Annotated in this window: 19 protein-coding genes; 16 read left to right on the top strand and 3 right to left on the bottom strand. The window is 38.8% G+C overall.

What is annotated here, in order from left to right; genetic code table 11:
- Positions 1-144: 144 nt before the first annotated feature.
- From KMW37_RS07035 to KMW37_RS07095, 13 genes are all read left to right on the top strand, one after another.
- Positions 145-1,065, top strand: coding sequence for a glycerophosphodiester phosphodiesterase family protein (locus KMW37_RS07035; RefSeq protein ID WP_215223914.1), 921 nt, complete (start codon positions 145-147; stop codon positions 1,063-1,065).
- A gap of 128 nt (positions 1,066-1,193) precedes the next feature.
- Positions 1,194-2,024 (top strand): endonuclease/exonuclease/phosphatase family protein, encoded by an 831-nt coding sequence (locus KMW37_RS07040; RefSeq protein ID WP_215223915.1) that lies wholly within the window; start codon positions 1,194-1,196, stop codon positions 2,022-2,024.
- A gap of 84 nt (positions 2,025-2,108) precedes the next feature.
- Positions 2,109-2,987 carry an endonuclease/exonuclease/phosphatase family protein gene (locus KMW37_RS07045; protein WP_215223916.1) on the top strand — a complete coding sequence of 293 codons (879 nt, stop codon included), beginning with the start codon at positions 2,109-2,111 and terminating at the stop codon, positions 2,985-2,987.
- A 729-nt stretch (positions 2,988-3,716) separates the two neighbouring features.
- Entirely contained in the window at positions 3,717-6,911 is a 3,195-nt protein-coding gene (locus KMW37_RS07050; protein WP_215223917.1) for a SusC/RagA family TonB-linked outer membrane protein, read from the top strand.
- A gap of 19 nt (positions 6,912-6,930) precedes the next feature.
- Complete coding sequence (locus KMW37_RS07055) at positions 6,931-8,649, top strand: RagB/SusD family nutrient uptake outer membrane protein (RefSeq protein ID WP_215223918.1); 1,719 nt, start codon at positions 6,931-6,933, stop codon at positions 8,647-8,649.
- A gap of 475 nt (positions 8,650-9,124) precedes the next feature.
- Positions 9,125-10,405: a mandelate racemase/muconate lactonizing enzyme family protein gene (locus KMW37_RS07060; protein ID WP_215223919.1), complete on the top strand. Its 1,281-nt coding sequence runs from the start codon at positions 9,125-9,127 to the stop codon at positions 10,403-10,405.
- Positions 10,406-10,450: 45 nt separating this feature from the next.
- Entirely contained in the window at positions 10,451-11,017 is a 567-nt protein-coding gene (locus KMW37_RS07065) for a gluconate 2-dehydrogenase subunit 3 family protein (RefSeq protein WP_215223920.1), read from the top strand.
- A gap of 53 nt (positions 11,018-11,070) precedes the next feature.
- A complete protein-coding gene (locus KMW37_RS07070; RefSeq protein ID WP_215223921.1) occupies positions 11,071-12,777 on the top strand; it encodes a GMC oxidoreductase in 1,707 nt (568 codons plus the stop codon).
- Positions 12,778-12,779: 2 nt separating this feature from the next.
- The gene (locus tag KMW37_RS07075; RefSeq protein WP_215223922.1) at positions 12,780-14,306 is read left to right on the top strand and encodes a PQQ-dependent sugar dehydrogenase; all 1,527 of its coding nucleotides are present in this window, start codon (positions 12,780-12,782) and stop codon (positions 14,304-14,306) included.
- Complete coding sequence (locus KMW37_RS07080; protein ID WP_215223923.1) at positions 14,307-15,524, top strand: Nramp family divalent metal transporter; 1,218 nt, start codon at positions 14,307-14,309, stop codon at positions 15,522-15,524. It abuts the gene before it with no gap.
- 20 nt (positions 15,525-15,544) lie between these two features.
- On the top strand, positions 15,545-16,543 hold the full coding sequence (locus KMW37_RS07085; protein ID WP_246581383.1) for an NAD-dependent epimerase/dehydratase family protein: 999 nt from the start codon (positions 15,545-15,547) through the stop codon (positions 16,541-16,543).
- The gene (locus KMW37_RS07090; protein WP_215223924.1) at positions 16,543-17,619 is read left to right on the top strand and encodes a dihydrodipicolinate synthase family protein; all 1,077 of its coding nucleotides are present in this window, start codon (positions 16,543-16,545) and stop codon (positions 17,617-17,619) included. The genes KMW37_RS07085 and KMW37_RS07090 overlap by 1 nt, the downstream gene beginning before the upstream one ends.
- The gene (locus tag KMW37_RS07095; protein WP_215223925.1) at positions 17,616-18,803 is read left to right on the top strand and encodes a M20 metallopeptidase family protein; all 1,188 of its coding nucleotides are present in this window, start codon (positions 17,616-17,618) and stop codon (positions 18,801-18,803) included. The genes KMW37_RS07090 and KMW37_RS07095 overlap by 4 nt, the downstream gene beginning before the upstream one ends.
- Here the strand turns inward: KMW37_RS07095 and KMW37_RS07100 are convergent.
- The 3 genes from KMW37_RS07100 to KMW37_RS07110 form a co-directional block, all read right to left on the bottom strand.
- Positions 18,783-19,793: a Gfo/Idh/MocA family protein gene (locus tag KMW37_RS07100; RefSeq protein WP_215223926.1), complete on the bottom strand. Its 1,011-nt coding sequence runs from the start codon at positions 19,791-19,793 to the stop codon at positions 18,783-18,785. The genes KMW37_RS07095 and KMW37_RS07100 overlap by 21 nt on opposite strands.
- A gap of 152 nt (positions 19,794-19,945) precedes the next feature.
- Positions 19,946-20,965, bottom strand: coding sequence for a LacI family DNA-binding transcriptional regulator (locus KMW37_RS07105; RefSeq protein ID WP_215223927.1), 1,020 nt, complete (start codon positions 20,963-20,965; stop codon positions 19,946-19,948).
- Between the two features lie 460 nt (positions 20,966-21,425).
- On the bottom strand, positions 21,426-22,319 hold the full coding sequence (locus tag KMW37_RS07110; RefSeq protein WP_215223928.1) for an AraC family transcriptional regulator: 894 nt from the start codon (positions 22,317-22,319) through the stop codon (positions 21,426-21,428).
- Between the two features lie 82 nt (positions 22,320-22,401).
- On the opposite strand from KMW37_RS07110, the gene KMW37_RS07115 reads away from it, so the two are divergent.
- The 3 genes from KMW37_RS07115 to KMW37_RS07125 are packed head-to-tail and all read left to right on the top strand — an operon-like array spanning position 22,402 to position 25,104.
- On the top strand, positions 22,402-23,232 hold the full coding sequence (locus KMW37_RS07115) for a phytanoyl-CoA dioxygenase family protein (protein WP_215223929.1): 831 nt from the start codon (positions 22,402-22,404) through the stop codon (positions 23,230-23,232).
- 4 nt (positions 23,233-23,236) lie between these two features.
- On the top strand, positions 23,237-24,070 hold the full coding sequence (locus tag KMW37_RS07120) for a sugar phosphate isomerase/epimerase family protein (protein WP_215223930.1): 834 nt from the start codon (positions 23,237-23,239) through the stop codon (positions 24,068-24,070).
- Entirely contained in the window at positions 24,067-25,104 is a 1,038-nt protein-coding gene (locus tag KMW37_RS07125; RefSeq protein WP_215223931.1) for an L-rhamnose/proton symporter RhaT, read from the top strand. The genes KMW37_RS07120 and KMW37_RS07125 overlap by 4 nt, the downstream gene beginning before the upstream one ends.
- Positions 25,105-25,350 lie beyond the last annotated feature (246 nt).

Consider the following 25,350-nt stretch of genomic DNA (forward strand, 5'->3'; position numbering starts at 1 on the left):
TTTGTATAATTGAATCTGGGCCCAAATAGTAATGCTTTTTGGGCCCTTTTTTAAAATCAGTTATATGATTCTTTTCAAGGATTTTTTACTTCAAATTCTCGCTACTATTATCTCAATCAATAGATAGAAAATCATCAAACTTACATGAGACGACCACAACTAATTTTGTTTGTGACACTGGTATTTGGTTTGCATCCTTTATTGGCACGACAAGAAACACATGGCCCACAGCCTCAAAACCCCAAAGTAGAAGGGCATAGGGGAGCTGCAGGATTGATGCCCCAAAACACCTTGGAGGCGATGATTGAAGCTGTCAAATTAGGTGTAAACACTTTGGAGTTCGATCTTCAAATATCAAAGGACAGAAAGGTCATCTTAGCGCATGATGCCCATATTAATCCAAAATATACCTTAAGTACTCAAGGGGGAGAAATACCGGAAGAAGAGGCCAAAAGGTTAATTTTCTGCAAAATGAATTACGCTGAGATAAAGGAATATGATATCGGCAGCAAGTACCATGATAGGTTTCCAGATAAAAAAAGGTTTAAAGCAAGCATTCCACTGGCCTCTGATGTGATTGATTCAGTGGAGAATTTTATCCAACACAACAGTTTGGAACCTATATGCTACAATATCGAAATAAAATCAAGCAAGCTAAAAGAGGAAAATGGACTCGTTTATCCATATGAGGAATATGCGGACAAGGTGATGGAGATTTTATTAAGCAAAAACTTGAACGATCGCTTGGTAATCCAGTCTGCAGACCCCAGGTGCCTAAACTATCTTCATAAGAAATATCCTAATGTGAGATTGTCATATTTGGCTGTTTATAAGAAGGATTTTGAAACCTATATGTCCAAGCTGAATTTTGTGCCTGAAGTGTATAGTCCCTTGTACACGATGGTAGATGAAGCATTATTAAAAAAATGCAAAAGTGCAGGAATGAAGCTGATAACTTGGACAGTAGATGAAGAAGCTGATATCGTCAAAATGATTGAATTGGGAGTGGACGGGATTATCAGTAACTACCCGAATAGGGTTCTTGAACAACTGGCCAATAAATAAAAGTAGATTAATTGGCTTGGGCCATTTAAATGTCTTTGAAAGTTTCAAATAGCTTGTTTTGACTCAATATTAGAAGCTTTCCATAGACGACTAATTCTTTTTATATAACTAAATAACCCATAAGAAAAATGAAATTCATTTATATCCTATTATCTATCTGGTTGGGGTTAATTTCCTGTAAAGATGGTGAGCAGCCTACACCAGAAATAGAAAAACCAAAAAGCAAAAAAGAAATCACCGTATTGTCCTATAATATCCACCATTCCAATCCTCCATCCAAGCCTGACTTTATTGATCTCGATGCTGTAGCAAAGGTAATCATAGAGAGTAATGCTGACATTGTGGGTTTGCAAGAAGTCGATGTTTATACCGAAAGGTCAGGGTCGGATTTACATATGGCCGAAAAACTCGCTGAATTGACCGGCTATGATTATTTTTATTTCTCAAAAGGTATTGACTATAGGGGAGGAGAATATGGAACAGCTATCTTATCCAAGTATCCTTTATCAAATGAAAAGACGATCAAGCTACCTAAAGAAGAAGGTACTGAACAGCGTACCCTTTCTTTGGTTACGGTAAGTCTTACTGAAGAATCAAAGATTTACTTTGGAAATACCCATATGGATTTTACCAGTGAATCCAATGGCCTAGCGCAAGCAAAATTTATTACCAAGTATTTTGATGAATCTACGGATAATGAAATTCCCGCAATTGTAGTAGGTGATTTTAATGCCGTTCCCAGCAGCCCAGCCATCCTTCATTTTGATAGATATTTTGAGCGGACTTGTAAATCAGGTTGTGCCAATACGGCTTCTACCAATAACCCAAGAAAAATCATTGACTATATTATCTATAAATCCTCAAAGGATTTTGAAGTTGAATCTCATCAGGTGGTCAATGAGACTTATGCCTCAGATCATTTCCCTGTTTTGGCAAAATTGATTCTAAAGGAATTATAAGACTATGATCTTAGGTTAATTATAGCCAAGTTTTATTAGCCCAATAATTCCAATAGATCTCCATTTATCCAATTTTCACGGTCAATGAAAAAACTAATTATATTAATTATTCTATGGCCCACCCTGTTTTTGAGTTGCGGAAGAGGAAAAAATCAAGAGCTTTCTTCAATCCCAGAAACGGTAAGTTTCCGTGCCGCTAGCTATAATATCCGGTACAACCCCAAAGCAGATGTGGCTTCCGGCAATGGATGGGAAAAACGAAAAGAACCATTGTCTCACCTGATTGTCCAAAACCAGTTTGATTTGGTTGGTACACAGGAAGGTGATTCCACCCAAATTGCAGATTTAAAGGGCTTGTTGCCTGGTTTCGATTATGTCGGTTATCCCTATGGTGGAAAGACCCATGATTTGCATAATTGCGCAACATTTTATAAAAAGGACTTGTTTACTGTATTGGACAAAGGAGTATTCTGGTTCAGTGAAACGCCTGATGATCCGAGTATAGGTTGGGATGCAACGGACAGAAGGATATGCACTTGGACCAAATTCAAGGTAAATGGAACCGAAAAGGTGTTTTTTGTCTTTAACTCCCATTTCTATTGGAGGTTGAAGAAGGCTAAGGAAAAATCAGGGCCATTATTGGTCGAAAAAATTAAACAGATAGCAAAAGACAATCCTGTAATTGCCTTAGGGGATTTAAATTCTACAATTAATACTTCGCAGATTAAAGCCATTAAAGGACTTTTATCAGATGCCTTTGAAATAACAGAAAGTCCTCGCCAAGGTGTGGAGGGGACTAATTTAGGAGGAGGGGTGTTTCAAGGAAATGCCAAGAACAGAATTGACTACATTTTTGTGTCCTCCGCATTCACGGTAGAGGATTACTTGGTAATATCAGATAAATACGAAGGAAATAAGCATCCATCTGATCATTTGCCGGTAAGCTCACGATTATCGTTTTGAAATCAACTTTCAAATTAAGTATACAAGGATGTAGTTAAAAGGATTTAATGAGGTCATGCCTATCAGATATTGCAGGTCTCTTACCTCAGCGCAATATCCTTCTACAGGTATAAATTGTTAACCTAGGTGTAGGTGTAAGCTCACACCTGGGTTTCTTCTTTATCCATCTAACATTTTTCGTGTCAATATACAATTTGCATTAGCCAAAAATCAATTGCAGTAGGTTTTATATGCTATATCTTTTCTTAAACCCACTTTGAAAAACTTTTATTTCAGCACAAATCCTTGTATTGGTGGAAAGGGCATAAAGAGAAGCAAAGTAACTGCATTTTGAGGGGGTAAGGATGTGACGGAGTGGAAGTTTTTCTGGTTTCCAACTAGGGTGTTTTACACCTGAGATTTGTTGTTCATTTGTAGATGATGCACCTCTTTGAGGTGCTTGGTTTTATCTAGATTGGAATGAGGTTTTTCACATGTATTGCTGTCTCAACTGAGTTAAGTTTTTTCATTAATCATTCCAAAGCTAATTAGTTTTAGTACCTGTTTTATGATGGATTTAGAGAGGTCTAATAAAGCTGAAAATTCATGGTTAAATCACATTTAGTTTTTTTAAAATCATGTTTTTTTCGGGAACGTTCCCGCTAATTTTTACATCTAACTGTTTGAATATGTCCGCCCTATGTGCCTAAATTTTGACTTGATTTTAGCCGTTTAACCCATACAAATGACATGAAAAAAGTTTTATTAAAACAGATTATTCTTTTGGCTCTTCTGCTTTGTTCAGTTGTGGCTCATGCGCAAATTACTATTTCAGGACAAGTGTCGGAAGCTAATGGTACATTGCCCGGAGCAAATATTGTAATTAAGGGGACAACAAAGGGGACTCAGTCTGATCTAGAAGGAAAGTATACTTTGGTTGATATCGAAGAGAATGCAACACTTGTATTTAGCTATATTGGATTTAAATCTAAAGAAGTGCCTATAAATGGTAGGGAAACGATTAACGTTATACTAGAGGAGGATTCAGAGGGGCTTGATGAAGTCGTTGTTATTGGTTATGGAACACAAAAAAAAGAAAACCTTACTGGCTCCGTAGATGTGATTTCTGGAGATCGTCTAAAAGATCGTGCAGCAAATAATGTTGCGGATTTGATTAAGGGTACCTCGCCCAATCTTAATATTTCCATGAATATGCGCGGAGGGGAGCCTGGGACTTCCAGCAATTGGAATATTAGGGGGATGGGATCCCTTGAGGGGAATGCCTCTCCATTAATTTTGGTGGATGGAGTAGAGATGAATGTAAATAATATTGATCCAGAATCCATAGAAAGTGTTTCAATCTTAAAAGATGCTTCAGCATCAGCAGTTTATGGGTCAAGGGCGCCTTTTGGTGTAATTCTTATTACTACAAAGAAAGGGAGTAAGAATGGAGGCCTAAATGTTCAGTATTCAAATAATTTGGCTTTTGGAAAGCCCGTAAGACTGCCAAGTTTTGTGGATTCTTATACCTGGGCTACCGTATATAATCAGGCGGCAGCCAATGCAGGAATAAATGCTATTTACAGCGATGAGCAGATGGAGCGTATTCAGGGATATATAAATGGGACCTTTCCACACGAATACGATCCGGAAAATCCAATTAATAATATTTGGGCAGGACGTCGAAATGGTAATGCCAATTATGATTGGCCAAATATTCTAATGGGCAATACAGCATTTAACCAAAAACATAATATCAATGTTTCAGGTGGTAATGAACGTAATCAGTTTTATGTTTCAGGGGGATATGTAGAGCAAAATGGTTTATATAGCTGGGGAAATGATAGTTTTAAGCGGTATAACTTCATGACCAATTATAATGCTGCACTAACACCTTGGTTGAAATTCAATTCAAGTGTAAAGTATGCATATAACAAAAGTGATCATCCAATGGGCTATACTACAGTGGGGCGTGAACATTTGTTTGATGGGATGTTCACCTTCGCCCCAATGATGCCTTTTTATAATATCAACGGAACTATACAAAGTCCCCTAGTTCGGAATTTACAGAGTTCTGGACGGGATAAAGGTTATACAAATGACTTTTTTATCACCTTAGGAGGGGAGTTAGAGCCTGTTAAGGGATGGAAAACTTCATTTACCTTCAATCATAATAATCAAGGGCATCGCAGTACTTCCAATCCGAGGCCTGTTCCTGTGGAATTAGGCACAGGGGAATTCGGTAATATAGGAAAAGCTGTTTTAGGATATAAATCCTCGTTTTCTCAAAATATCTATACGATGATTAATGGTATCACTTCATATGAGAAAACTTTTGGCGATCACTATTTTAAGGCTTTAGCGGGTTATGAACAAGAGTATCGTTATTATACTGGAATTACTGGTACGGGAAGTAACTTGATAAGCGGAGATGTTCCATCTATAAGTACCTCATTAGGAGAACGTAGCTTGGATGATATGATTTATCATTGGGCCACCCAAGGGGTTTTTGGAAGAGTCAATTATAATTTCAAAGAAAAATACCTATTAGAATTCAGTGCAAGGTATAATGGATCTTCTCGTTTCGCACCTGACAATCGTTGGGGATTCTTTCCCTCAGGCTCGGTAGGATATGCAATTTCAGAGGAAAACTTTTGGGAGCCGTTAAGGGAGTTTGCCAATTTCTTTAAAATTAGGGCGTCCTATGGCTCGTTAGGGAACCAAAATGTCACAACTTCAGGCACGCAAAATGTTAGGAATTATCGCTACTTGTCCACGATGCCAACAGGAAGCCAACTTACTTGGATAATCAATGGAGAAAGGCCCGCTTACGCCAATGTTCCCGCCCTCATTAGTGACGATTTAACATGGGAAACCATTACCTCTGTTAATATAGGCGTTGATGCTGGCTTTATGGAAAACCGGTTAAATCTAACAGTAGATTGGTTCAATAGAGTGACAGCAGATATGGTGGGACCTGCTCTTTCTTTACCTTATCAATTAGGTTCGGCAGCTCCAAGAACAAATAATGCTGAATTATCCACAAAAGGATATGAGATAGTTTTATCCTGGAAAGATAACCCTTCCACAAATTTTGGATATAATGCTAGTGTAAGTCTCGGAGATAACCGATCCAAGATACTAAAATATCGAAATGATGAAGGACTGATTGACAACTGGTATGCTGGTAAAAGAGTAGGTGAAGTTTGGGGATTTGAGTCTGATGGACTTATCCAAACAGAAGGTGAAGAAATGGCGGATCAATCAAGATATCACAGCCAATGGGGACCAGGGGATATGAAATATAAGGACTTGAATGGAGATGGAGTTATCAATGATGGGCAAAGGACCTTGGATAATCATGGAGACCTCAGGATAATAGGCAATAACCAACCAAGGTATAATATTGGAATTACTGGAGGGATGAACTGGAGAGACTTTGATTTTTCAATGTTTTGGCAAGGTGTAGGTAAGCAGGATTATTACCCCCAGCTAAATTCTTCAATATTTTGGGGGGCAATCTTTAATTGGCAAAGTTCTGCCATGTTCAAGGATTCTTATAACCTGGATTACTGGAGACCAGCTAATGAAACCAATATCTTAGGACCAAATACGGATGCTTATCTTCCAAAGCCCTACTTTACTGCGGAGACCAACAAGAATCGCCAAGTTCAAAGTCGGTATTTAATCAATGCAGCTTATTTGCGATTGAGAAATATACAGCTGGGTTACTCGGTGCCGAGTGAATTTTTGAGTCGTTTTAGTATAAGTAGGTTAAGGGTCTATGTTTCTGGAGAAAATCTCTTGTTGATTACGGGCTTGCCCAAGGTTTTGGATCCAGAAACTATGATAGCTTCAGATACAAGTTTTGGAGGATATCGGACCACTGGACAAATATATCCCAATACCAAATCTTTTTCATTTGGTTTAAACCTTACTTTCTAATATTTAAATCAGGAATATCATGAATAAATATATTTTCATAATAGCCATTGTTGTTGGGCTTTTAAACAGTGCTTGTCAAAATGATTTTCTAGACAGAGAACCTTTGGATGCCACCTCATCTGATATTTTCTTTGACACGCCTGAGCAAATGCGCGCCTATCTGAACACCTTTTACAACAGGAATAATTTTCCCAAGTATGCCAATCATGGTAGCGACTTTGATAGCGATAATGAGGTGGCAGGTACACCCGATTTAAGACTTCAGGGAACAAGAGTAGTTACTCCAACAGGGAGTATAAATTTTGGAGATGTCCGTAGTATTAATTTTTTCTTCGATAATTACCGGAGGGTTGAAGCAAATTATTCCTTACAAGATTATCAGCAGTATCTAGGAGAGGCATATTTCTTTAGGGCATTGATATACTTTGATTTAATGCGCAGCTATGGGGATATTCAGATTATTACAGAGGAATTAGGACCCGATTCTCCAGAATTGTATAATGCCCGTGATCCACGAAACAAGGTGGCAGATTTTATTATTCATCAGTTAGACTCAGCTGCAATTTACCTTACTGCTGATAAAACAACTGGGGCAGGTCGTATAAACCGCTGGATGGCTTTACTGATCCAGAGCCGTGTAGCCCTTTATGAAGGATCATGGGAAAAATATCATGAAGGGACTGATTTTGGAGTTGAAAATGCAGATCCGGATAAATATTTTTCCAAAGCCGTGGAAGCTTCAGAAGAACTAATTGATTCTGGTGTATATGAGGTTTACAGCACTGGTAATCCCGATAAAGACTATAAAGATTTATTTTCTCTGTTGGATTATTCTTCCAATAGCGAATTGATGTTCTGGCAGAATTTTGATCAGAGTGTAACCCAAGGAGATGGAAGTTTTACCAATGACCGGTTTTTTCGGATGAGGACCCCAAGCAATAGGACCATTACTAAACAATTGGCTGATGCCTACCTTTGCGTTGATGGTAAGCCCATTGCAGGAAATCCACTTTTTGGCGGGTATAATTTATTGGCCATTGAAGCGCAAAATCGCGACCCAAGATTTTATCAAACTATTGCAACACCAGATCAAGTGTGGCAAATCCTTTCTAATGACGAATTAAAATATTGGAGTAGTGTTTATAATAGCCTTAACTCCACGGCTGATTATAATGCGCCTAGTGGGTATATTATCCAAAAAGGATATAACCCTGATACCGAATATCATGTTCAGCAGTACGAAGAATCTCCAGGCTTGATTTATAGGTATGCTGAAGCGCTGTTAAATTTTGCTGAGGCTAAAGCTGAGTTAGGTACCCTTACCCAGGATGATATTGATAAATCCATTAAGGTGCTCAGAGAAAGGGTAGGGATGCCAAACCTTGTTTTGAGTGGGATCACTACGGATCTGAACTGGGATTTCCCTGATTTGTCCCCAATCATTAATGAAATAAGACGTGAACGTCGGGTAGAGTTGGCCGCGGAAGGTTTCAGGTGGGATGATATAGCAAGGTGGGCAGCAGCTGATGAGCTGATTGTGGGAACAAGACCAAAAGGGTTTATGGCTTCACAGATTGAAGAAAATCCCTTTCCGATCGATGAAAACGGTTTTCTGGATCCTTTTCAAAATGCTATCCCCAATGGCTATGGTTTTAGACTTGATAGAGATTATCTCAACTCAATTCCTGAAAGTCAGATTGTCCTAAATGACAATTTAACTCAAAACCCAGGATGGTGATGGTTTTAGATCTCATAGAGAGAGTATAGGTGTGATTTCTTATCCCTGCCTCATCTACTGAAGTTGGCTGAGGTTGGGGCAAAATCATATCGGTTTTTTCCGAAATGAACCTGGCCAAGAATATGATTTTGGAGCGATGAGGAGAGGTTTCTCAATCATCTACCATAAGCAGGACTGAAAGCATTCAAAAAGCCTATCATAATTCTGGAATTTAAGGAAATGAATTAGTCTATTGGGATATGAGGGTGAATTATACTGAGAAATACAGATTAAGTGAAATAGGGGACTTATTACTTGCAATGGAGAAGGTGTCGAATGATAGCGGATATTCATTATATTATCCATTGATAGTAAATACATATTGATAATGGATAGAAGGTATTTTTTAAAACATGGGACTGTAGCATTAACTTCTTTAAGCTTGTTGCAGGGGTACACTATAAAAAATGATTTGGAAAGCAAAACAACTAAACTGATGATTGCCGAAGCAATTTCAAACTTTGAGCGTGAAAAACTCAGATATCCTTTTGGTTTCAAAGGTGGCTACCTCACAGAACTTTGGCAAGTTGCCACACAAATTAAGGACACTAAAGGAAATACAGGGCTGGGCCTTTCCACACAAAGTGTACTTTATGGGGATGCGGATATATTTGCCTCAAATTCTGAAGCAGGAGGTAATGCACTGATGTATGTACTTGCCAATAAAGCATTGGGAAAACTGGAAGGACGAACTTTTGAATCTCCAATTGTAGCAATTGATAAGATACTTCCAGGAATTTATAATGAGGCAAAGCAGCTTACAGGGCATTCTGATTTGAATATCAATTTTGTTTATAATGCCTTGGTGAGTATAGATAACGCCTTATGGATGCTTTTTGCGAAACAAAATGGATTATCAAGTTTAAAAGATGTACTGCCATTCCCTTATAGAGAAGCCCTGTCGTTCAGAAATGATAAGGTGGCCGTCATGTATCAAGTTTCCTATGGAATGAGCCTATCCTCTATTCGCAAGGCAGCAGAGGATGGTTATTTTGTGTTCAAAATCAAGACAGGACAGCCTGGGACTGAGGAAGAGATGCTTCAAAAAGACAAAGAACGTTTGTTGGAAATTCATGAGGTTCTAAAAAATGTTGAGACAGACCAAACCAGTACCGGGAAACTGTATTACACGATGGATGCCAATGGTCGTTATACTCTAAAGAGTTCAATCGAATCTTATATTGATTTTGCCAGGAAAATAGGTGCCTTTGATCATATTTTGCTTTATGAAGAGCCTCTTAGTGAGGAAAATCAGGAAAGTGTGAGAGACCTAGGACTCATTATAGCTGCGGATGAGAGCATACATTCAGCTGCGGACGCCGAAAGGAAAATTAAATTAGGATATGGGGCATTTGCACTGAAACCTATTGCCAAAACACTGAGTGAAACGCTGAAGATTGTGGAGATAGCACATAAATATAGCATCCCTTGTTTTTGTGCTGATTTAACTGTAAACCCCATATTGGTAGATTGGAATAAACATATTGCAGCCTCATTAGCTCCTTTCCCAAAATTGGGAATGGCAATGATGGAAACCAATGGAGATATGAATTATGAAAACTGGGAGGAAATGAGAACAAGGCATCCCTTCTCAGGAGCGAGCTGGACCTTGGTGAAGCAGGGGAGGTTTGAACTAGACGAACACTTTTATGAAGTTTCAGGGGGCATGTTTACAGCTTCTCTTTACTATACGAAGCTAGCTACTGGGAGTCATTAGTAGTTATCAAATTTTAATAATCTAAATGAATTAATGATATCAAATATGAATAGAAGAGATGCTCTAACTAAGGTGGCATTGATTATGGGTGGGACCGTGGTTGGTGCAAACCTTTTTTTAACAGGATGTAGTAGAGAGGCTTCAAAAACAGTGGAAAGCTTGTTTTCTCCTGAAATAATAGATTTTCTAGGAGATATTTCTGACACAATTCTTCCACCAACAAGTAGCCCAGGAGCAAAGGAAGCTGGTGTTGGTGAATTTATTCCGGTCATGGTGCGAGATTGTTATTCACAAATAGATCAACAAATTATTGTGGAAGGCATCGGGAAATTGGAAAATTCAGCTAAGTCTAAATACAATCGAATTTTCCAAGAGTTGACTAAAGCTGAGCGTACTGAGTTATTAACTATAATAGATAAGGAGTCAATTGATCATCAGCAAAAAAAAGGCGTGGAAGAGCCTAGGCATTACTTTTATTTGATCAAACAAATTACCCTGCTTGGTTATTTTACTTCGGAATTAGGGACTACTAAAGCGCTTCGCTATGTCGCTATACCAGGCAAATATATAGGAGACTACCCTTATAAAGAGGGAGATAAAGCTTGGGCTTAAACTGGGTTCAAAGCCAAATTTAAAATATACCATAAAACAATTGATTTCTTAATATGGATCCAAGAGAAGAAAATTTATATGATGTAATCGTTGTTGGCTCTGGCATCAGTGGGGGCTGGGCAGCCAAGGAATTTACTGAAAAGGGCTTTAAGACCTTATTGATTGAGCGTGGTAGGATGGTAGAGCATATCAAGGACTATCCTACAGCGACAAAACATCCGTGGGAATTAGCACATCGGGACCAGCAAACCATGGAAGATAAAACAGGAAACCCATTGATTAGTAAGCATTACGCATATAAAGAATCTACCCGGCAATTTTATATAGATGATGAGGATCAAGAATATATACAGGAAAAACCTTTCGACTGGATCAGGGGATTTCAACTTGGGGGGAAGTCATTACTATGGGCTAGGCAAACACAACGTTGGAGTGATTATGAATTTGGAGCACCTAAGAAATATAATTATGGTGTTGACTGGCCGATACGTTATGCAGACTTAGCCCCTTGGTATAGCCATGTAGAGCGTTTTGTAGGCATTGCAGGAAATAGAGATGGTATTCCAAATATGCCAGACAGTGAGGTAGTAGGAGCTTTTGAAATGAATCGGGTAGAACGAGTAATAGCGGATAGGATTGATAAACATTATAAGGATAGAAAAGCCATTATTGGTCGGTGCGCCAACCTAGCAGAGCTGACAGAAACTCAAAGATCACAGGGTAGGAGCAAATGTATGGCTCGCTCATTGTGCTCGCGCGGATGTCCATTTGGGGCCTATTTCAGTTCAAATTCTTCCACCGTCCCCTTTGCCCAAAAAACAGGCAACTTAACCATAGTTACCGATACTATTGTAGAGTCGGTTGAATATGATGAATCTTCAAAAAAAGCTACAGGGGTACGGACTATAAGTGCCCATGATAAATCCACAAAGACTTATCGGGCAAAAGTGATATTCTTGAATGCAGCGACCTTGAATACTAACCTCATCCTTTTGAATTCAAAGTCTGAACGATTTCCAAATGGCCTCGGAAATGACAATGGTTTGCTCGGAAGGTATATAGCTTTTCACAATTACAGAGGCCGACTCACTGCAGAGTTCCCCGGCTTTGAAGATTCTTATTATTATGGTCGTAGACCCACACAGATATTCATGCCTGCTTTTAAAAACATTCATCAAGCGGCACCAAATTTTAAAGGGTCTTATTTGATCGCATTTTCCGCTTCTAGGGGTCGGGGAGTAGGGTCAAAGGAAACTATAGGAGCAGCTTTTAAAGATGCATTAACCCTACCTGGGAAATGGAGGGTGTCGATGATGATGCAAGGGGAGGTAATCCCAATATATGAAAACCATGTTCGATTGAGTGAGGATAAAAAGGATAAGTTTGGATTACCCCAAATGATCATGTCCATTGGATATACAGATAATGATGTGGCAATGATGGAAGATTTTTTGGAAGAGGGTATGGATATGTTGGAAAAGGTGGGAGCAAAAAATATCAAGAAGTATGATCAACATATAGATTTTGGCAGACAACCCGGACTGGAGGTCCATGATGTAGGAGGGGTGCGTATGGGGCATGATCCTAAGACCTCTTTGTTGAATGCTTATAACCAACTGCATTTGGTCAAAAATGTATTTGTAACCGATGGAGCATGTATGAGCAGTGTGGGGAACCAAAACCCATCCTTGACCTTCATGGCCATAACTGCAAGAGCGGCCAATTATGCTATGGAACAATTAAAAGAAGGGAAGTTGTGATAATGACGGGAATTAGGCACTACTTGGCATTTTTGTCTATTATCTTATTGATTTCTTGTCAAAAGGAATCCCAGGAATTCCAAAGGACTAAAATAGTTGATTATGTCAAGCTTAAAGAAGGCTCCTATCTTGAAGTTTCTTCTGTCGCTGAGGGCTTAGATGTTCCTTGGGGAATGGATCATTGGGGAAACAAGATAATTTTTACGGAAATAACTGGCGCTGTAAAGCAACTCGATTTGTCCACAGGTAGATTATCCACTTTATTGGTATTGGATGATGTCTTTCAGAAGCGGACTACAGGACTACTGGATATTGCCATTCAGAAGGGAAAAGAAACAAATCCTTATGTTCTGTTAAACTATACTTCACAGGAAGGTTCGGAGGTTGTTTCCAACCTAGTGCGCTATACTTATACTGGTGATGCATTGATAGCTCCAAAAAAACTACTGATAGTCAGAGGTTATACAGGCCATAATGGTGCTAGGTTGTTCATTGATGATCAAGATGTCGTTTACTGGGCTACTGGTGATGTGGCTGATAATACACAGGCTCAAGACTCATTAACCCTCAATGGGAAGATTCTTCGACTTGACATAAATGGAGGAATACCTGAAGACAATCCAATACAGGGAAGCTATGTTTTTTCTTGGGGATTTAGAAATATGCAAGGTCTCACTATGGATGAAAGGGGCAATATCTTTACTTCCGAACATGGGGATGCTATTGAAGATGAAATTAACCTTATCCAAGCGCTTCATAATTATGGATGGCCCCTTATTGAAGGTAAGCATGATACTACTGATGAATTGACTATCTCAGATAGCATCTGTTTCAGCCAGCCAATAAAGTCTTGGACTCCTGTCATAGCTCCAGCAGGACTAGCTCATTACGCTGGTGATCAAATTCTTTCCTGGAAAAATACATTATTATTAGGGACACTGAAAAGTCAAACTTTTAGGGTGTTGTCGCTAAATAGTGAGCGTACTCAGGTAACAAATGAAAAAGTATTCTTTTCTGATAGATATGGACGTATTCGAGATGTCCTTGTTCTACCAAATGGCGATGTGTTTATATCTACTAGTAACCGTGATTGGAATCCCCAACCCGGATTTCCTTTGGGTGTAGATGATCGGATATTACGTATTAGGGGAGTATCAAGTATCCCTAATGATGTAGAGTACATAGTCGAGGATGAACCAGAGGTAATTGGAAGTGAAGACGGGAAAGTGCTCTATAAAAACTATTGTGCCTCTTGTCATAAGGAAGATGGAAAGGGAGTGTCGGGAAATTTCCCTCCATTAAGAGGTTCCCGGAGAATTAATAATACCTCTTTGTTTATTGATGTCCTCCTGAATGGTACAAATGGTAAAGAAGAAATCAATGGTGTGAAATACAATCAGCCTATGGCAAGTTTTGCCTTTTTAAAGGATAATGAGCTTTCAGCCATTATAAATTACGTCAATATGGAGTTTGGCAATGGCAGGCAGATATTAACAAAAGAAGTAACCAACTATAGAAAAAAAGATTAAATGGTGGGGAAGAAAAATATTAATTGGCTTTCGGTACTTGGGCCTGGTGTGATTACAGCTGCTTTGGTATTTGGCCCTAGCAAGATGACCATAACTTCAAAAATGGGGGCAGACTTTTCATACTCTTTGATCTGGACCATTATTGTAGCTATTTTCTTTATGATGGTATTTACCAATATGAGTGCGCGTATAGGGCAGCATAACAAAGAGTCCTTATTAAGCCTAATTCGTATAAAGACAGGGAAATTGGGGAGTCTTTTTATTGGTGGAGGTATTTTTTTGGTAGCCACTTCTTTCCAGGCAGGGAATTCGACAGGCTTGGGAATCGCCATTGGAGAAGCTACTAGTACTGATGCAAAGATTTGGATAGTCCTATTCAATATTTTGGGAATATTATTGTTGTTTTTCCGGTCGTTTTACAAAATGATGGAAAAAGTAATGTTGGCGCTGGTAATATTGATGCTTCTATGTTTCACTGTTACTGCCATCGTAGTTCAACCTTCTCTTCCAAATGTGTTTTCGGGAATTAAGCCAAGCATTCCCGATGAATCTGAAGGGCTTATTATCGCTTTTATTGCCTCATGCTTCTCACTTGTTGGTGCCTTTTATCAGTCTTATTTGATTCAAGAAAAGAGAAAAAACCAATCAGGTTTGGAGCTTGACGCAAAATATGCCCAACTAAGTAGCACTGTTGGTATAGTGATACTGGGCTTGATGAGTGCGGTGGTGTTGATTTGTGCTGCTACGGTATTGCATCCTCAAGGTATCAAAGTCAACTCTGCGTCAGAAATGGGTTTGGCCCTAGCCCCATTGTTTGGCCCTTTGGCCAGTGAGCTTTTCTTTATTGGCCTTTTTGGCGCATCATTTTCATCATTGGTAGGAAATGCAACCCTTGGAGGTTCCATGTTGGGAGATGCTTTGGGTTTTAAAAATGGTTTGGACAATAATAATGTGAAAATATGCATTGCAGCTGTAATGGTTTTTGGGGCTGCGATTGCTATTGCCTTTGGAAAACTCCCCTTAGAATTGATAGTACTGGCGCAAAGCGTTACCATATTCCTAGTGCCCTTTATAGGGATATCCATTTATTGGGTAGGCAATAGTGAAGAAATTATGGGCGCAAAGAAAAACAATGCTTTTCAGCGGGTGGCAGGATTGATAGGTATTGTATTGGTTTTGTTTTTAGCGATAAAAAATTTTAACGTATTATTCTTATAAATATTATGAATTTAAAAGAAATGGAAGCATCACTAACGCGCCCTTCAAAGGTATTAGTTGATGATGTTAAAAAACTGGAAGGGGATGTAATGTTGCTTGGCATTGGAGGAAAGATGGGAGTGAGTATGGGAAAACTGCTAGTTGACGCCATTGCAGAGGCGGGAAAGGATACCAAGGTGTATGGAGTTTCTAGATTTAGCAATCCCGAGGCTAAAAGGGAAGTGGAGGCAAATGGTGTTATGCCGATTGCTTGCGACCTGCTAAATGAAGAGAGCTTGCAATCTTTGCCCGAGGTGAAAAACGTTATTTATTTGGCTGGCCATAAGTTTGGTACCACAGGAAATGAGGACTTTACCTGGGCGATGAATACTTATTTGCCTGGACGTGTATCCGAAAAATTTAAAAAGGCCAATATAGTCGCATTTTCTTCTGGAAATGTATTGCCTTTTGTAAAGCTAAATGAGGGAGGAGTAGATGAAGAGGCTATACCTGAACCAATAGGAGAGTATGCCCAGTCATGCTTAGGGAGAGAACGCATTTTCCAGTATTTTTCAAAGAAGAACCATACTCCAATGTTGATTTATCGTCTTAACTATGCGGTGGATTTCCGGTATGGAGTGCTTATGGAAATTGCCAAATCTGTTTTAGAGGGGAACCCCATAGATCTCAGGACAGAAAATGTGAATGTTATTTGGCAGGGGGATGCAAATGAGATTGCCATAAGGTCATTGTTGCATTGCGAATCACCTGCAAAATTGCTGAATGTTACTGGTCCGGAAACCTTGTCCACACGATGGATAGCCAAAGAGTTTGGTAAGTTTTTCGGAAAAGAACCTATATATCAATTTGAAGCAGAGGGAACCGCTCTACTTAATAATGCTTCTGAATGCCACCGCTTGTTTGGTTATCCTAGAACAACAATTAGGGAGATAATCGACATTACCGCAACTTGGTTGCTCAATGGAGGCGACGAATTTGGTAAACCTACTCATTTCCAAGAACGAAAAGGACAATTTTAATGGCACTGAATAAAGAACTTAAGAGGCTATTATTGGATGGTACTGTAATTCCAGCCCACCCATTGGCTTTAACTGAAAATCGTGTATTGGATGAAGAAAGTCAACGTAAATTGACACAGTATTATATCCAAAGCGGAGCAGGAGGAGTAGCTGTTGCGGTTCATTCCACCCAATTTGAAATCAGGGATCCTGGTATTGGCCTATTTGAAAAAATATTAGCCTTGGCGACAGAGGAGATTGATAAAGCGCATCTAGAAAGGCCTTTTATTAAGGTGGCAGGAATCTGCGGGCTTACAGAGCAGGCTGTGTCAGAAGCTGAAATAGCTACAAAATTGGGCTATAATATTGGTCTTCTTAGTATGGGGGGCTTAAAGGGATGGACAGAGTCGCAGATTTTGGAGCGTACTGCAGAGGTTGCAAAGGTTATTCCTGTCTTTGGTTTCTACCTTCAGCCTTCTGTTGGAGGCAGGATATTTTCTTATGACTTCTGGGAGAAATTAGTCCAAATCGAAGGTGTTGAGGCTATCAAATGTGCTTCATTTAACCGCTATCAGACACTTGATGTAATGCGCGCTGTAGCTAATTCTTCAAGAAGGGAAGAAATTGCTATGTACACTGGAAATGATGATAATATAGTGGCAGATTTACTTACTGATTACTCTTTCCCGGTCGGAGGGCAGGATGTCATTGTTGAATTTCGTGGTGGATTACTAGGGCATTGGGCAGTATGGACTCGAAAAGCAGTGGAGTTATTAGAAGAAGTGAAAGCTTATAAGAAAAACCCTGATCCTAAAACAGCCTCGAATTTGTTGACAAAAGGAATTAAGATTACAGATGTCAATGCGGCATTATTTGATCCAGCTAATGCATTTCATGGTTGTATACCTGGGATCCATGAGGTGCTCCGAAGGCAAGGACTCCTTAAAGGTATATGGTGTTTGAATCCAAATGAAAAGCTGTCCCCAGGGCAATTGGAAGAAATTGATCGTGTCTATCAAGATTACCCTGAATTGAACGATGATGAGTTTGTTCATTTGTTCTTGACTGGTAAAATGGCCTCATTTGATAATCAATGAATTTAAAGGATAAAATAGAAAGAATTTCTCTGGAAATTACTGGTGATATAATAGCAAAGAGAAGATACTTGCACCGAAATCCAGAATTGTCGTTTGAGGAATTTCAAACAAGTAAATATGTGAAAACCGAGCTTGAAAAGCTCGGTATTTCATTTACTAGTATGGCTAAGACTGGTGTTTTGGCGGAAATAAAGGGTGAATTAGCATCTGACAAAGTTATCGCACTCCGTGCAGATATGGATGCTCTCCCAATTACTGAGATTGAAGGAAGGGAATATGGTTCAATAAATAAAGGTGTAATGCATGCTTGTGGGCATGATGTACATACCGCTTCTTTATTGGGAGTGGCGCAAATATTACAATCTTTAAAACCTGAATTTGGGGGAGTCGTAAAGCTTATATTCCAGCCAGGAGAAGAGCGTCCCCCAGGGGGAGCCAAAATTATGATTGAGGAAGGGGTTTTGGAGAATCCCAAACCCCAAGCAGTACTCGGACAACATGTAATGCCGGAGCTTCCTAAGGGTAAAGTTGGCTTTAGGTCAGGAAAGTACATGGCCTCCAATGATGAACTTTTTGTAAGGGTAATGGGAAGGGGCGGTCATGGTGCTCAGCCCCAACAAAACATAGATCCAGTGGTAATAACTGCTCAAATAATAACCGCTTTACAACAGGTCGTGAGCCGAATAGCTAACCCCACGATGCCCAGTGTATTGTCATTTGGAAAAGTTATAGCCAATGGAGCTACCAATATAATACCGGATGAAGTTTATTTAGAAGGAACTTTCCGTACCCTTGATGAACAATGGCGCAAGGAAGCACATATAAGCATGAAGAAAATGGCAGAGGGAATTGCGAATAGCTTGGGAGGCACTTGTAGCTTTGAAATACGTGAGGGATATCCTTTTCTAGAAAATGAACCCAAATTAACTTCAGAAATACGGGCTTATGCAGAAGAATTTATTGGTAAAGAAAAGGTGGTAGATTTAGACCTTTGGTTGGCCTCGGAGGATTTTGCATTTTATTCCCAAGCTACCAATGCCTGTTTCTACCGACTGGGAACAGGCAATGAGTCCAAGGGAATTACTTCGGACCTGCATACATCCACCTTTGATATAGATGAAAGCGCTATAGAGCTAAGTATCGGCTTGATGGCCTATATTACTTTACGTGAGTTGGGGAATTGAAACGGATTGTCCTCCAAGCTTTTTACTTTCATCTGCCGCTTCCATAAAAGCTAAAATTTCCAAGGTTTGAATGGGGTTGACTGGGGGGACTCCACTATCGAAAAATTCAGCTATTTGGTAGAGTAGTGGTAGATAGCCTTCATAAGGTGATATTGCTACTTGGCCTTTTTCACCAAAAGCAATCCCTCCGAATGCATGTTTTCCTCTTCGTATACCACGAAATGTGCCTATACGGTCGTCCTTCCATATACCAACCACCATATCGGTGTCTTGCGTGTGCACGCGTGATACTTGCATACATCCAGGTCCCATGATGGTAAAAAGCATTTCAACTCCATGGATGCCATACCAGAACAGATCGGGATGTGTAGGTTCGATAATAGCAGGACTATAGGTGTCTACTCCAGTGATATTTCCTATTAGTTTTCCAGAAACGATATCTGGAATATTTTTAACATAACGAAGAGAGGAAGAAGAGAAAATTGGTACACCATTTTTATCTGCCGCCTCGAAAATGGCTTTTGCATCGGAAAGTGATGCCGCGATGGGTTTATCGATAAAAAGTTTTTTTCCAGCTTTTATTACAGGGAGTGCTTGTTCAAAATGAAGGCGTCCGTCATTTGTTTCTAAAAGTACAACATCTACTTGATCCAATAATGAATCGATGGAATTGACAATTTTGACTCCATATTCCTTTATTTCTTTAATGTACCCAGGTATACGTTTGGCAGAGGATTCAATTGTTTTGCTCCCATATGGATAGGCAGCAACCACCCGATAACCTTTGATACTTGGATCAGGATTTGGGGAATTGAAAGCTTTTGTGAAGGCAAGACTATGGGAGGTATCCAAGCCTATGATCCCAACTCGCTTTCCTTTAGGTAAGTCTTCCAGCTGTTGGGCTAAACCGAGCTTAGGGGATTGGATTATGGACAAACCTACGCCTACAGAAGCTAATCCTTTTAAAAAAATACGACGGTTATGGCTCATACTTTTACTTTTATCAATTGTAAAATTTAATCTTTTGAAAAATTAAGCTGTGGAGCCTAGGGAAACAAGGTAATACATGTAAATATTTACGGGAACGTTCCCGCAGGTTTGCATGGCTTTTTTAATAAGTCGGGGAGTTTTTGTTTGCTGTATTAATTGTCTCTATTAGTGGATTCCCTTACAATCAATTCTCCAGATAATACGATTTCCCTGGTTTGGATTTTATTTTTGTTCGCAATATGTCTTAAGAGCAATTCACAGCTTTGTTTTCCTATTTCAAAGGCAGGCTCAGCTATGGTAGACAGGGTCGGGGAGATGATGGTGGACATGGGATCGTTTGTAAATCCAATTACTCCAAAGTTTTTACCGATTTGAACATTATTGCGCTTTAAGGCCAATATTGCCCCTACAGCTTTTCTGTCACTGACAGCAAATACAGCATCTGGCTTTTTTTCTAAGCTCCAAAGTGTCTCCATATCTTGTTCACCATTGTTTTGTGAAAATCCAGATTGGATTATCCATTCAGGATTCAATTCCATTCCATGTTTTATTAGAGCATCGGTATAACCTAATAGCCGTTTTTGAGTAAACAAGTGGTGGGAGGGACCTCCTATATGCGCAATTTTTTTATACCCTTGTTGGATAAGATATTCAACAGCTTTAAAAGCCCCATTGTAACTGTCTTGTTGTACTGATGAGGCAAGTATATTATCTAAGATTCGACCAAAAAACACAATGGGGGTACCCTGTTCTATGATCTGTTCAAAATAGCTCCTGGATTCTGAACCAGTGCATACACAAACTAACAAACCATCTAGGTTTTGCACATTGAGGTCGGATAAGACATCCTTTTCCAGTTGCGGAGAATCGTTAGTTACATATAAAATGATTTTATACCCTTGGGCCAAGGCTATTTCTTGAATCCCGGTAATAATCATCGAGAAATAATGAACTGTGATATGAGGTAAAATGATTCCTATATTGTGAGTCTTTCCTCCTGCTAATCCTGCTGCTCCAAAATCACGTTTGTAATTCAGTTTTTTTGCCAACTTTAGCACTTTTTCTCGAGTTTCAGGATTTACGTCATATGAATCACAAAGGGCCCGCGATACTGTGGAGGAAGATATTTTTAAGATTTTAGCAATGTCTTTTATTGTAGTTCTTTTTGACATAAAACCATTTTGTGAAGTAGAAATATGGCTAAGATAAAAAAAATCTGGATTTGTTATAGTTGAAGAAGAGAGGTCTCTTCTCAAACTGGAATTGATTTAAGTAATTGGAAAATAGAGATATATTTACTTAAGGCTTAAATTTTTACTTTGAAAATGCTTCCATCAAATATTTTTATATGTGTATTTACTATTGTTTCACATATCGAAATTCAATATTGTTTTCTTAGTTTTCTAACAGGTAGTGGTTGTTTCTATTGATCATCATTGATGTTATGCGTATTTCAATTGATGGAAAAATAGGCAGACTTCACCTTAGGTAGGTAGAATGTCTAGGACATGGAGCCTCATGCCACATTTAGACTAGATATTCAAATCGAGCGAATTTCGTTACCAATAGAAATGGGTTTGAGTAAATTTAATTTTGTGTCAGTTCCAATAGAATATAAATATCGGATGTATTCTAATAATCCAAGTTTATTTTTTTTGGACTATACCCTGCTTTTTTCTTGAATAGTTTAGAAAAATAGAATACGGATTGGAAGCCACATTTTTCAGATATTTCTTCTACTGTGAGGTTTGTAGTGGAAAGTAGCCTTTTTGCATAATTTATTCTTTCATTAATTAGAAATTGCTGTGGTGCAAGCCCTACTTTTTCTCTAAATAGTCTACGGAAATGGCTATAGCTTATACCATAATTTCCTGCTAGATGCTGAAAGTCAATTCCTTTTCTAAAATGTTGACGAATTAAACTTATTACTTCCTCGCAAATATAATCTTCTTTTTTTCCAGGTAAGGCTTGATAACCAGGGTGCTCGATGTAGGCAACTAGTTGGAAAACAATTCCTGTTAGAATTTTAGTAAAACCTGATGTGTTTTTTGTAGCAAGTGTTAATGCTTGATTGAAAAGATATATAACTTCATCATGATGTCCTATGTTGGCTACTTCTGAAGTGTTGTTTGGGAATAGGCTACTTAATAAGTATTTTTCCAGAGCATCTCCTTTAAAGCCTATCCAGTACTCTTCCCACCCTACTTCTTTGTCTGGCCTATAACGGTGCCATTCATTTGGATATATCTTCATAATATCACCAGGGAGAATTTTTCGCTTGATATTTTTAGTTTCTAGTTCTCCATTACCAGTAGGGATATAAATGAGGTAACAGCCATCCAACTCTCTTCCTTCCTCCCAAGAAAAACTATGGCTCTTAGGGTGTCCCAATGGTGGATATGAGTTTCCTTTTTCTCCATAATAATGTCCACAGGTAATGATGTTTATACCCCATGATTTGTCATTGAGCTTAGATAAATATTTGAAATAGTTATTCATTGTCAAATAGTATATTTTTTTAATCAAAATGATTATGGATAAATATAAGGTTGTTGGTGATATTTGGAAAATAATTTGATGTAAAATAGTTAAAGTAAAGTAAAAAAAAATGAATATATCACTAACGAAAGAACAAATAAGTAGATTTAGGACTGATGGTTTTGTTATTCAGGAGAATTTTTTGAATGAAGAAGAATTAGCGGAATGGCGAGAAGCGGTAGCAGAAGCGGTAAAAAATAGAAATGGGCTGAAAATGCCTGGCAGAGATATCATGAAAGATGATGATGACGGAAATAATGAAGATCCTGAATACTTTAGTAATGTTTTTGATCAACTCTTGAATCTTTGGCAAACAAACGATAGAGTAAAAAAACTCATGCTGGATCATAGAATTGGGAAGATGGCTTCAGAGTTGGCTGGAGTAGATGGAATTAGGGTTTGGCATGATCAGGCACTGATAAAAAGACCTTGGGCAAATCCTACGGCTTGGCATTTGGATACTCCCTTTTGGTCGTTTAGCGATAGGAATGCATTATCAATATGGATTGCATTGGATGATGCTACTGTTGAAAATGGGTGCCTTTATTTTATACCAGGCTCCCACCAAAAAACAACTTTCGAAAATCCAGGGATTACAAAGAATATGAATGCGGTTTTTCAATTCTATCCAGAATTGGCCAAGATGAAGCCATTCTGTGCTGAAATGAAAGCAGGGAGTGCTTCTTTTCACAATGGATTGTGTATTCATGGTGCTGGACCCAATATGACTCCTGGTTTTAGAAGGGCGATGACATGTGCTTTTATGCCTGATGGTGCAGTATTCAATGGAATACAAAATATATTGACTGATGAGATTTTTAAAAGATTGAATATAGGTGAGGTGATGAATGACAACGATCAAAATCCGTTGATTTATTCCGCGTCTCAAGTTAAAACCTAACATTTTGACACAATTAATTTGTTGTTGCCCTTGGTGGGGGCTAGATCATCTTGGAATTGAAGGGATGATGGCCAAAATCAAAGGAGGAGGATTTGATGCAGTCGAAATTGGGGTTCCCAAAAGGCATACTGATCGAAGTCTTCTTAAACGTCTCCTTGATTTATATGATTTGAAACTGGTAGTACATCAATATGTTGCGACAGGTAATACTGCAAAAGAGTATATTCAGTCTCTAAGAAAGGAACTAGAAGTAGCTGCATCCTTCCGGCCTCTGGTCATAAATTCTCACACAGGAAAAGACTATTGGGACTTTGAAGATGGCTGCAGGGTTTTTGAAGAAGCAGAAGAAATAGGGCAGAAATATGGGGTTACAATAGCTCATGAAACCCATCGTGGACGTCTATTATACAGCGCGCCTGTTGCTCGTCGCTACATGGAGGAGTTGGAATATCTGAAAATTAATGCAGACTTTTCCCATTGGGTAAATGTATCGGAAAGTTTATTGGAGGACCAGAAAGACACTATGGAACTTGCTATTTCTAGGACAGAGCATACGCATGCTAGAATTGGATATGCACAAGGACCTCAGATAACTGATCCGAGAGCTTCTGAATGGGAGAAAGAAATAAATACTTTTTCGTATTGGTGGAAGCGGATAATGGAGAGTTTTATTAGGAATGAAAGGAAGTTTATGACCTTTTCTCCTGAATTTGGCCCTTATCCCTACACGGTACGTCATCCATTTACATTAGAGCCATTGAGTGATCCATGGTCCAATAATCTCTATATGAAAGATCAGCTGAAAAATATGTATAATCAAATTTCAAGAACAATATGAATCCGTTTTTGGGTGTGATGTTTCATGCATTAGGAGGTGTGGCTGCAGGTAGTTTTTACCTACCCTACAAGGTTTTAAAAAAATGGCCCTGGGAAGTTTATTGGTTGTTTGGGGGAATTTTTGCGTGGTTAATTGTGCCGTTATGCGTGGTCTTTTTTGTATACGGTGAGCCTATGAAATTATTGGATTTAATTGTTCTGGAACAGTTGAAATGGCCATATGTTTTTGGGGTTCTTTGGGGTATAGGAGGACTTTCCTTTGGCTTGTCGATGAGGTATTTGGGGATTGCACTTGGTATGGCTGTAACTTTAGGACTTACTGCGATATTTGGGACATTGATACCTGTTTTTATGGACGGTAGTTTCTTACAATTGGGAGAAACATTGGCTGGGCAAGTTAGTTTGTCAGGCGTCTTTTTAGGGGTTTTGGGAACATTTTTGATAGGAAAGGCAGGAAAGTTAAAGGAAAGAGAGTTGGAATCAAGAGAAAAAAGTGGCCCTTTGGAAGAATTTAATTATCAAAAAGGGATATCTGTTGCTGCGATTTCCGGTTTGCTATCAGCTTGCTTTGCTTTGGGTATCGCATCGGGAAAAGAAATTACCTTGGCAACGGAGCATATGGCATCAAGTCCTCTTCTTTCAAACAGTGCATTATTTTTTGTCATCATGGCTGGTGGATTGACTAGCAATATTGCATGGTGTGGATATCAGATAAAAAAAAGAAGATCTATAGATATAATTAGGAAAGTAGGCAAGTTCCAGTCCTTTTCAAATATGTTATTGTGCATATCCGCTGGCACTATCTGGTATTTTCAGTTTTTCTTTTATGGAATGGGATCCACACAAATGGGACAGCTTGATTTTGCTAGCTGGAGCCTTCATATGAGCTTTATTATTCTTGTTTCTAATATCTGGGGATGGGTTATTGGTGAATGGAACGGTACTTCCCAAAAGACAAAGGTAACGATAATAGCTGGAGTGATAATTTTGATGGTGTCAACAGTGGTAATTGGATATGGAAATTATTTAAACTAACCAAGTTATAGAGGGGAAGAGGGTATTGGAAAAGAAGACACACTTTATCAGCGTATCTCATTAGTTAACATATCATAAGACATGCTTTATTAGTCAAAGATAAATACAATTTATTTTCAGGCTAACATGAAATGGTATGATCAAAAAGTTTAAAATATTGCATAAAGTGACTATGGTTTTGAAAATTGTCATCTAATATCTTTATAAAAAGAGAAGAGTACGTTAATTCTCCAATCACGATATGAT

The sequence above is a fragment of the Echinicola shivajiensis genome (assembly GCF_018642165.1).
In the GTDB taxonomy this organism is placed as follows: Bacteria; Bacteroidota; Bacteroidia; order Cytophagales; family Cyclobacteriaceae; genus Echinicola; species Echinicola shivajiensis.